Here is a 10,348-nt window from a genome sequence, read left to right on the forward strand (position 1 = left end):
AATCGCAATGACACTCATGATATCCGTCAAAAACCTGGACAAGACCTTCACCCTGCATACCCAGGGAGGCACGGTCATCAACGTTTTCTCGGGCCTCAACCTGGACGTGCGGGCCGGGGAGTGCGTGGCCCTGGCCGGTTCTTCCGGCTCGGGAAAATCCTCCCTGATCTGCTCGCTCTACGGCAACTACCACCCGCAATCCGGTTCCGTTCACATCCGGCACCACGGGGAGATGGTCGACATCGTCAGCGCCACACCGAGGCAGGTCCTCGACATCCGCAAGCAGACCATGGGCTATGTCAGCCAGTTCCTGCGGGTGGTGCCGCGCGTGTCCGCCCTGGATGTGGTGGCCGAACCCCTGATCAACCTGACCGGCGACACGGTCACGGCCAGGGACAAGGCCGCCTTCCTGCTCAAACGCCTGAACATCCCTGCCGCCCTGTGGAGCCTGCCCCCAGCCACCTTTTCCGGGGGCGAGCAGCAGCGGGTGAACATCGCCAGGGGGTTCAGCGTGGATTATCCCGTGCTGCTTCTGGACGAACCCACCGCATCCCTGGACGCGGACAACCGCCAGGTGGTGGTCCAGCTCATCAGGGAGGCCAAGAAACGGGGTTCGGCCGTGGTCGGCATTTTCCACGACGAGGAAGTCCGCGACCTCGTCTCCGACAGACTCTTCGAAATGCGCAGCTTCAAGGAGGCCGCATAATCATGAACATTACCATCAAGAACGCCAGGATCGTGCTTCGGGACGAGATCGTGCACGGCTCCATCAGGGTGGCCGACGGAATGATCGAATCCGTGAATCAGGGCAGTTGCAACGTGACCAACGCCATCGACCTCGACGGCGACTACCTGCTGCCCGGTTTCGTGGAATTGCATACCGACAACCTGGAACAGGAGCTGGAACCCCGGCCCGGCGTGTTCTGGCCCGACCCCCTTGCCTCGGTACTGGCCCACGACGCCACCATGGCCAGTTCGGGCATCACCACCGTGCTTGACGCCGTATCCCTCGGTGAATTCCACGACGGCCCCAACAGGTCCAGAATGATGGACATGTCCATCCAGGCCCTGCGCAAGGCCCGCGCCACCGGCATACTCAAGGCGGACCACAAGCTTCACCTGCGCTGCGAATACTCGGACCCCAGGGTTCTTGAAATGCTCAGCCCGCACATCGACGACGCCGTCCTGCTGCTCATCTCGCTCATGGACCACACGCCCGGCCAGCGCCAGTTCACGGACACGGACAAGTACCGTGCCTACTACAAGAAAGGATGGAGCGACGAAGAGTTCGCACAATTGTCAGAGCGGATGATCGCCACGCAATGCGCCTGCGCCGCAGACAACCGAAGACGCATCGTCGAACTCTGCCACGAACGCGACATTCCCATCGCCAGCCATGACGACACCACGCCCGAACACATCGAGCAGGCCGTGCAGGAGCGCATCTCCATCTCGGAATTCCCCACCACCAAGGAAGCCGCCTCCCTGGCCCGCCGGGCAAACATCAGGATCGTCATGGGCGGCCCCAACGTGGTCCGGGGCGGTTCCCATTCCGGCAACGTGGCGGCCCAGGATCTGGCCGAAGCCGGACTGCTCGACATCCTGTCCTCGGACTATGCGCCTGGCAGCCTCGTTTCAGCCGCTTTCACCCTGCACAAGAAGCTGGCAGTCCCCCTGCCCGAAGCCATCGCCATGATCAGCCTGAATCCCGCTCACACCGTGGGGCTGAACGACCGCGGCCAGATTCGGGAAGGGTTACGCGCGGACATGGTCCGGGTGCGGGAAATCGAAGGTATCCCGGCGGTGTTACGCACCTGGAGTGTCGGCACTGCAAACCCTGTTGAAATCACGAGAAAAAACGCGGCCTGAATGTTACAGCCCGCCCGGAATATTCCATAAAACCGTTACATGGTCACAATACCCCTGTTGCAAGGGGGGTGTAGACCGTCGAGTGTGGGGAGCAGTTTTCTCTGTAAAACGCCGTCTCCCGATCACAACGACCTGCTTACAGTCGGGAGGCTGCAATGAAATCCATAAACATTCGAGGCAGGCAGGGCCGGGAAGCCGTCAGGGCTACCAATCTCTGCAAGGTCTACCCCAACGGGACCGTGGCCCTCAAAGACGTCTCGGTTACCATCAACTCAAGTGATTTCTGTGTGGTCATCGGCCTGTCCGGGGCCGGGAAATCCACCATGCTCCGCTGCATGAACCGGCTCATCCGCCCCACCAGCGGACAGGTGGCTCTGTTCGGCGAAGATGTCACCTGCGTCAACGGCAGCCAACTCAAGCAGGTGCGACGCCGGGTGGGGATGATCTTCCAGCAGTTCAACCTGGTGCGACGTCTCTCCGTCATTGACAACGTACTGGTGGGCCGCCTCCGTTTCAACGCCCATCCGGTGAAGCGATGCCTGTCCATGTTCCGCCAGTTCTCCAGGCAGGAAAAGGAATTCGCATTTGACTGCCTGCAACAGGTGGGCATCGCGGACCTGGCATTCCGTCGGGCCGACGCCCTGTCCGGAGGCCAGCAGCAGCGCGTGGCCATCGCCCGCGCCCTGGCCCAGGAGCCCGAGGTTTTCCTGGCCGATGAGCCCATTGCCAGCCTCGACCCCCGCAGCTCGGAAACGGTCATGCAGATCTTGTCCAAGATCCATGAAGAAAAAGGCATCCCGGTGCTGGTCAACCTGCACCATATCGACTTTGCCCAGCGCTACGGCAAACGCATCCTGGGCATGTCCAAAGGCGAACTCATGTTCGACGGCACGGCACGCGAGCTCGACACCGAGACCGTGTCCCGCATTTACGGCGACAAGGCGAGAGAAGCTCTTGAAGAACTTTCCGCCGCCTAGATTCATAACGGAAAAAGTACGGCACGATATGGCAGCAATGAACTGCAACAACCCCAACAATCACAGGAGCTTTTCCATGTTCAGCAAACTGACCAAAGCCTTCATGGTGGCCGCACTGGTGCTGGCCTTCGCCCTTCCGGGCCTGGCCAACGCCGGAACCAAAGACTGGCCTTCGACCATTAAATTCGGCTTCATCCCCACCGAGGGCGCTGCCGATTCCGCCAAGCGCGCCAAACCCATCGCCGACAAGCTGGAAAAAGTCCTTGGCGTGAAGGTCGAAATCTTCACTGCTTCCGACTACAACGGCATCATCACTGCCATGGCAAACAAGCACATCGATTTCGCATACTTCGGACCCAAGAGCTACACTGAAGCCTCTGAAAAGGCCAATGCCGAAGCCGTGCTGCTCGAGCTCAACAAGGAAGGCCAGCCCGGTTACACCGGCATCATCATCGCCCGCAAGGATTCCGGCATCACCAACATGGAACAGGCCAAGGGCAAATCCTTTGCCTTCACCGATCCCAACTCCACCTCCGGCTACCTCGTCCCCAACGTCATCTTTGCCCGCGACATGAACATCAAACCCAAAGAGTATTTCAAGGAAGTCCGCTTTTCCGGCTCCCACGGCGCTTCCATCCTGGCCGTCAAGAACGGTTCCGTGGAAGTGGCAGCCACCAACAACATCGACCTGGACCGCATGATCGAAAAGGGTTCCGTCTCCCTGGCCGACTTCATCATCCTGAAGAAGTCCGACCTCATCCCCGGCGCTCCCATGGCCGCCCGCAAGGATCTTCCCGAGAGCCTGAAAGCCGCTTTCGCCGGTGCCCTGCTCCAGATCAACGACGATCCCGAGGCGCTCAACGTCCTGCAGAACGGCGGCTACGCCCACACCAACGACAAGAACTACGACATCATCCGCTACATGAAGCGCCTGAAAAAGCAGCTGGCTCAGTAGGCGTCATGAGTCAGGAACTGACACTAGAACAGGTCACTCCCAGGAAGAGCTTCCTTGAGAAGCTCGCCCTGGGGGGCCTTCTGATCCTCGTTTTCGCGGTCCTCACGGCCTCGTACATATCCACGGACATTGATCCGTTCAAACTGTACGACAAACGCCAGAACGCCTTTGAGTACCTCTTTGGCAGGCAACTCAACGACACCGACAAGCAGGACGCCATGGCTCAGGCCGGACGGATGCCCGAGATCGTCGCCTTTGAGGAGTCATACCAGGAAGTCAAGGCCGAACTCATCGCCGCAGGCAAGGAAGCAGACCCCGTCGTTATCCAGCGCGAAGCGGCCATCCGCGCCGAAAAGCGCATGCTCGCCATGGACCCGGCCCAGCGGGAAACCCTGGTCCAACAGGAATATGCCCGTATCGCCGATGAAAAGACGGGCGGATATTTCCCGCCCGTGACCGCGTGGTCCCACCTCAAGGAATACCTGACCGCACTCATCGAAACCGTGGCCATCGCCATATGGGGTACGCTGATCGCTTTTGTGCTGGCCATTCCCATGGCCATGTTCGCGGCAAGGAACACCCTTGAGATGATGGTCCAGGGCGACGGCCTGCACCAGCGCATCATCCGCTGGTTCGGCCAGTTCGCGGCCCGGCGCATGCTCGATTTCTGCCGCGGCTTCAACGAATTCGTCATGGCCCTGATCTTCGTGGCCGTCATCGGGCTCGGACCCTATGCGGGCGTCCTGGCCCTGGCCATCCACACCTTCGGCATCCTCGGCAAGGTCTTTTCCGAGGCCATCGAACAGATCGAACCCGGCCAGGTGGAAGCGGTCACGGCCTCGGGCGCAAGCCCGGCCCAGGTCATGGCCTTCTCGGTCATCCCGCAGGTCATGCCGCTCATCGTGAGCTACACCCTGCTGCGCTTCGAATCCAATGTCCGGTCAGCCACCATCCTCGGTTTCGTGGGCGCGGGCGGCATCGGTTTCCTCATGTTCGACAAGATCAACGGCTACCTCTACCGCGAAGTCTGTACCATGATGATCATGGTCATCCTCTCCGTGACCCTCATCGACTACATGTGCGGCATCCTGCGGCGAAAATTCGTCTAGATCGACCTGACCACAGAGACAACGAAACGGCCCCTGCGACAACGCAGGGGTCTTTTTCATGGGCACTGCCCCGCTTGCTCCTTGGTGTCACTCGCGGTGGTTGAGCCGGACCGGAACATGAGATAGTCTTCAAAACAGAACCCAAGGAGAAACCATGGCATCATACAGAAACGAGACCGACAGCATGGGCACCGTCCGAGTCCCGGAGAAGGCCCTGTGGGGAGCGCAGACCCAACGGGCCATGCTGCTCTTCGCCATCGACCTTGAACCCATGCCCCGGGAAATGATCCATGCCTATGCCACCCTCAAGAAGGCATGCGCCCTGGCCAACGAAAAAGCGGGAAAACTGCCGCAGGAAATCGCGGCCGTGATCATCGGGGTCTGTGAGGAAATCATGGCCGGACAGCACGCCGACATGTTCCCCCTGCCGGTCTGGATATCGGGCAGCGGCACCCAGTTCAACATGAACGTCAACGAAGTCATCGCCAACCGCTGCTCCCAACTGGCGGGCCACCCCCTTGGCTCCAAGAAGCCGGTCCATCCCAACGACCATGTCAATCTCAGTCAGTCAACTAACGATAACTTTCCGTCAGCCATGTATATGGCTGTAGCAAATGAAGTTATCAACAATCTGTTCCCTTCTATCGTCTCCCTGAGGAATGCGCTTTCAGCCAAATCCGAGGCATGGCGGGAGATCGTCAAGATCGGGCGCACGCACATGCAGGACGCCACGCCCCTGACCCTGGGCCAGGAATTTTCCGGGTACGTCGCCATGCTCGACGACAACGGCATCCGGCTTACGGACGCCATGGAGGACGTGTACCGTCTTCCGCTGGGAGGCACTGCCGTGGGCACCGGCGTGAACTCCTATCCGGGTTTTGCCCAAGACGCCATAGGTCACATAGCGGACCTGACAGGCCTGCCCTTTGCCCCGGCCCCGAACCGGTTCGCGGCCCAAGGCAGCCACGACGCCTTGGTGCAGTTCTCGGCCACCCTCAAGACCCTGGCCAATTCACTTCACAAGATGGCAAACGATATCAGGTTGTTGTCCTGTGGACCACGGGCAGGTCTGGGAGAGTTGATCATCCCGGCCAACGAACCCGGCTCGTCCATCATGCCGGGCAAGGTCAATCCCACCCAGTGCGAGGCCCTGACCATGGTCTGCCTCCAGGTCATGGCCAACGACATGGCCGTCACCCTGGGCGGCACGTCCGGCACCCTGGAGATGAACGCCTACAAGCCACTCATCATCCGCAATGTCCTGCACTCCATACGGTTGCTGACCGACGCCATGCATAGCTTCCGCGCCAACCTGGTGGAGGGGCTTGAGCCAGACCATGAACGGATAGCCGACCACCTGGGCCGGTCGCTGATGCTGGTCACGGCCCTGGCCCCGGTCATCGGGTATGATCAGGCCGCCAGGATCGCCCACCATGCCCACAAGACCGGACAGAGCCTGCGGGAATCCGCTCTGGAGCTGGGATTGGTCACGGCTGAAGAATTCGACCGGACAGTGGTGCCGGAACAGATGACCGAGCCCAAAGCCTAGACGAACATGGCGTAGGCGGTGGCCCCCACCATGACGGCCACCAGCACGCAATTCACCCCGACCAGCACGCTCTTGGATTTGAGGGTGCGCATGATGACCGCACCTGCCAGCCCCCAGGTTGAGTGAAAAGCCACCTGAAAGAACATGAAGGTGAGCACGAACACGGCCGTCTGTTGCACCACCGGCACGGACGGATCGGCCAGCATGCTGTACCCGACCACGGCCATGGCCCAGCTCTTGGGGTTCAGCGGATGCAGGACAACCCCTTCGAGAAAGGTGAACCGCCGGGTTTCAGACCCCTCAGCCAGGTTCATGGTAAGCAGTTTCCAACCGAGATACAGAATGTAACACATTCCGCAAATCTTCATGGCCCACGCCAGTTTTGGAGAGGCCACAAACAAACCGCCCAATCCGAAACTGACAAGGGTGTCAAGGGTGACCGCGCCCACCGTGGCCCCGACCAGAAAGGGACTCGCTGACTTGAACCCGGTGGTCTGGCCGATACCCATCATGGTCAGGTTGCCCGCGCCGGGCGTACCGGTCATGACCACGACAAAAAGGACGAAAGCAGTGTAGGTTTCCATGTTCATGGCATTCTCCACGGACCGCCGCAGGCGCGGCCGCTCGGTTCAGGGGATTTTCGATACAAGATGGGTACGGTTGACATTGTGTGGCGTCAACGAATATATTGTCTGCATGACAATATATTCGCCCGCACTCTCCAAGGAAAAGGAGCCGCTCTACATGGGGCTGGCAGACGCCATCGAGCGGGATATCTCGGCCGGCGTCCTGGCGCCTGGAACCCGGTTGCCCACCCACCGGGACCTGGCCGACTCCCTTGGCCTGAACGTGTCCACGGTGACGCGCGGATACCGGGAAGCGGAGAAACGCGGCCTGGTCTCCGGCACCGTGGGACGCGGCACCTTTGTGGCCTCGGATGCAACCACGTCCACCTCCCTGGTTTCCTTTGAACCGTGCCCGGCCGGCATGCTGGAAATGGGGCTGATCGAACCGCTGGACCATCTCGACCCGAGCGTGACTGAAGGATTCAAACGCATTTCACGGCGCAAGGACCCGTCCACGTTCATGCGCTACTCTGACCCGCGCGGTCAGCTTGAACACCGCAGGGCGGGCGCGGAATGGGCCAATCGGTTCGGTATGGAGGCAGAGGCGGAGAACATCATTGTCAGCGCAGGGTCGCAACACGCCCTGACCTGTGCGCTGAGCGGACTGCTCAGGCCCGGGGAGCGCATCGCCACGGACGAACTGACCTATCCCGGCCTGAAGACCCTGGTGGCCATGCTCGGCCTCCGGCTGGTGCCCATCCGCATGGACGAGCACGGCATGGTCCCGGCCAGCCTTGACGCGGCCTGCCGAAGGGACGAGATCAAGGCGGTCTACCTCATGCCCGGCGTCCACAATCCGACCACCATAACCATCCCCGAGGCCCGACGGGATGAACTCGCCCGGTTGGCGGACAAGCACGACCTGATCATCATCGAAGACGACGCCTACGACCTGACCGACCCCGGCAGGCTGGAGCCGGTGGGCAACCGGGCCAGGCACCGCAGCATCTATATCGCGGGCATGTCCAAATCCCTGGCTGCGGGACTGCGGGTGGCCTTTGTGGTCGCGCCCGCCTCCATGCTCAAGCCCCTGGCCCAGGCCGTGCTCAACACCATCTGGATGGCCCCGCCCCTGAACGTGGAGCTGACCTCCATGTGGATCAACGACGGCACTGCCGACCGGGTGGTGGAGCAGAAGCGGGCCGAAGCCGCCCGCCGCTACATGCTCGCCTGTGACCTGCTGGACGGCTTCCGTTTCCGGGGCAAGCCCAGCGGTTTCTATCTCTGGTGCGAACTGCCCGAACCGTGGACCGGCCAGGCCCTGGAAAATGCGGCCAGGGAGCACGGGGTCAATGTGTTCGGCGCAGAAAAATTCGTGGTGGGCGACTCCCCGCCCCCAAGGGCGGCCCGCATCTCCCTGACCGGCACGAGCACCGTTGATCAGTTGGAAAAAGGTCTGAGGATCATCCGGGACATCGTGGAGGACAGGCCATGAAAAAAGGCTTGCAGCCAAAGCAGCAAGCCCTTTATTTCATATGATTCCGATCTATTCCAGAGACTTGATAAAAGAATCGGCCTCGGCAATGGACTTGTCCATCTCCTTGATGAGTGCGTCCACGTCCGTACGGATGGAGGTCAGTTCTCCCTCCAGGGCAGCCACGGCCTTGGCATTGAGATTATGCTTGAGATAGAGCACCTGATCCTCGAAGGCCTCCAGGACCGGATACATTTTCTTTTCGGCCTTGCGCATGGCCTTGATCAGCCCGCTGTACTTTTTCTTGGTCTCGGTCAGCTTTTCCTGGCTGGACTGGCGCAGCTTGGCGCTTGAGTAGAGCTTGATCTCCTCGGTCCATTCGTCGAACAGGGCCTCGGCCACATCCTCAACCTTGTCGATACGGTTTTTCACATCCTCGGCCTTGCCCTTGCTGTCCTCGTACTCGTCATTCAACTGCTCATAGACGGTCTGAAGCTCGCCGCCATCAAAGGCGACTGCGGACTTGAACCGTTCCAGGGCGGACGCAAACTGCTCCTTGGCGTCTTCCTGCGATTCGCGGGCCTTTTCCACCCTGTCGGAAAGGATCTCACGCTTGTCGTATCCCATGGACTCCATGGTGGAATAATAGGCCTTCTGACACCCGTAGGCAAAAAAAAGACTGAACAGGGACAGGACCAGGACAAACCGTTTCATGAACAACTCCTTAAACTGCAGATCATGCGTATTTTCACAGGTGCTTACAACAAAGCCGGTTGATGGGCAAACCTCAGCCGTGCTGCTCCAGCAGGGTTCGAGCACCCTTGACCAGGGCTTCCGTGAACCCGGTCAGGCGGTCGGATTCCAGGTTCCAGCAATGCCAGTGCAACCGCACTGTGAACACACGGCCGGGCAGGAGATCGACCAGTTCGCCCCGCTCGATATAGCATTGCGCCTGCTGGTCCGGCAGCATTCCGCAGACCCGCCCGGAGGCGATGACCGGCGCGAATTTCTCGGAAGAAGGCAGGTAAAAGGAGGTCAACCGGTCCGGCCGCTGCCCCAGCCTTTCAGCCAGGAGCACCTCATGCATGACATCCTTGCGGTTGAAGACAAGCATTGGAGCCTTTTCCACTTCCTCCAACGTGCCGCCGTTACTGTACCATTTTGTTTTGTATGACGGAGTCGAATACAACCTGTAATCCATATCGCCCAGGTATTCCACTCGGCAGCCCTGCACCGGTGCGGCCCGGTCGCTGATACATCCGAGTACCTCGCCAGCCTTGAGTAATCCCAGTGTCGCGGCCTGGTCGTCCACACTCAGATCGAGAAGCACGTTTTCCCGGTCCAGATAGGGATCGACTGCCGGGAAAAACCAGGTAGCCAAAGAATCGGCATTGATACCCACAGGCAGGGTGGTGAACCCGTTGGCGTCCTGCCCCAAACCAACGCCGAGATCCTGTTCCAACCGTTTGACCTGCTTGAAATGCTTGAGCATCTCCTGCCCGGCCAGGGTCGGTCCGGGCGGGGAGGAGCGCACCAGCAGCACGCATCCGGCCTGCTCCTCCAACAGCTTGACCCGCTGGGACACGGCCCCCTGTGTCAGATGCAGGACGCGGGCCGCCTTTTCGAACCCGCCCTCGCCGACCACCGCGGCAAACGCTTCCACCAACTTGTAATCCAACATGAAGACTCATTAGCATTTCTAATGCCTAATGAAAACAATTAGTTTTACACGTCACACCCCCTGGACTACGCCAACAAGAACAAAAAACTACTGCCCCTCACCAACAACCCCGCGAAGCAGTAACAAAGAGTTTAGGAAAAGGAGGGGATGGGGGGCCGGGTGAAGGGG

At 60.2% G+C, this 10,348-nt stretch carries 10 protein-coding genes; 7 read left to right on the forward strand and 3 right to left on the reverse strand.

All coding sequences use genetic code 11. The features are described 5' to 3' along the window. The first annotated feature begins 7 nt into the window (after nucleotides 1–7). The 6 genes from phnL (at nucleotide 8) to DWB63_RS12055 (ending at nucleotide 6,459) form a co-directional block, all read left to right on the forward strand. Nucleotides 8–706: a phosphonate C-P lyase system protein PhnL gene (gene phnL, locus DWB63_RS12030; RefSeq protein WP_128329079.1), complete on the forward strand. Its 699-nt coding sequence runs from the start codon at nucleotides 8–10 to the stop codon at nucleotides 704–706. A 2-nt stretch (nucleotides 707–708) separates the two neighbouring features. Further along, nucleotides 709–1,869 (forward strand): alpha-D-ribose 1-methylphosphonate 5-triphosphate diphosphatase, encoded by a 1,161-nt coding sequence (locus DWB63_RS12035; RefSeq protein WP_128329080.1) that lies wholly within the window; start codon nucleotides 709–711, stop codon nucleotides 1,867–1,869. Between the two features lie 155 nt (nucleotides 1,870–2,024). Then, entirely contained in the window at nucleotides 2,025–2,846 is an 822-nt protein-coding gene (gene phnC, locus DWB63_RS12040; RefSeq protein WP_128329081.1) for a phosphonate ABC transporter ATP-binding protein, read from the forward strand. Nucleotides 2,847–2,922: 76 nt separating this feature from the next. After that, on the forward strand, nucleotides 2,923–3,801 hold the full coding sequence (phnD, locus tag DWB63_RS12045) for a phosphonate ABC transporter substrate-binding protein (protein WP_128329082.1): 879 nt from the start codon (nucleotides 2,923–2,925) through the stop codon (nucleotides 3,799–3,801). Nucleotides 3,802–3,806: 5 nt separating this feature from the next. Then, complete coding sequence (phnE, locus tag DWB63_RS12050; protein WP_128329083.1) at nucleotides 3,807–4,910, forward strand: phosphonate ABC transporter, permease protein PhnE; 1,104 nt, start codon at nucleotides 3,807–3,809, stop codon at nucleotides 4,908–4,910. A gap of 154 nt (nucleotides 4,911–5,064) precedes the next feature. After that, the gene (locus tag DWB63_RS12055; RefSeq protein ID WP_128329084.1) at nucleotides 5,065–6,459 is read left to right on the forward strand and encodes a class II fumarate hydratase; all 1,395 of its coding nucleotides are present in this window, start codon (nucleotides 5,065–5,067) and stop codon (nucleotides 6,457–6,459) included. Here the strand turns inward: DWB63_RS12055 and DWB63_RS12060 are convergent. Next, nucleotides 6,456–7,049, reverse strand: a complete 594-nt coding sequence (locus DWB63_RS12060) for a LysE family translocator (RefSeq protein WP_128329085.1) — start codon at nucleotides 7,047–7,049, stop codon at nucleotides 6,456–6,458. The two genes, DWB63_RS12055 and DWB63_RS12060, sit on opposite strands and share 4 nt — an antisense overlap. Nucleotides 7,050–7,155: 106 nt before the next feature. Here DWB63_RS12060 and DWB63_RS12065 point away from each other — a divergent pair, with 106 nt between their 5' ends. Continuing rightward, nucleotides 7,156–8,520 carry a PLP-dependent aminotransferase family protein gene (locus DWB63_RS12065; RefSeq protein ID WP_128329098.1) on the forward strand — a complete coding sequence of 455 codons (1,365 nt, stop codon included), beginning with the start codon at nucleotides 7,156–7,158 and terminating at the stop codon, nucleotides 8,518–8,520. 51 nt (nucleotides 8,521–8,571) lie between these two features. Here the strand turns inward: DWB63_RS12065 and DWB63_RS12070 are convergent, their stop codons facing one another. Together DWB63_RS12070 and DWB63_RS12075 are read right to left on the reverse strand one after the other, a co-directional pair. After that, nucleotides 8,572–9,213 (reverse strand): DUF2959 domain-containing protein, encoded by a 642-nt coding sequence (locus DWB63_RS12070; protein WP_128329086.1) that lies wholly within the window; start codon nucleotides 9,211–9,213, stop codon nucleotides 8,572–8,574. 73 nt (nucleotides 9,214–9,286) lie between these two features. Next, a complete protein-coding gene (locus DWB63_RS12075; RefSeq protein WP_128329087.1) occupies nucleotides 9,287–10,180 on the reverse strand; it encodes a LysR family transcriptional regulator ArgP in 894 nt (297 codons plus the stop codon). Nucleotides 10,181–10,348 lie beyond the last annotated feature (168 nt).

It is taken from the genome of Pseudodesulfovibrio sp. S3, from assembly GCF_004025585.1.
Classification (GTDB): Bacteria; Desulfobacterota; Desulfovibrionia; order Desulfovibrionales; family Desulfovibrionaceae; genus Pseudodesulfovibrio.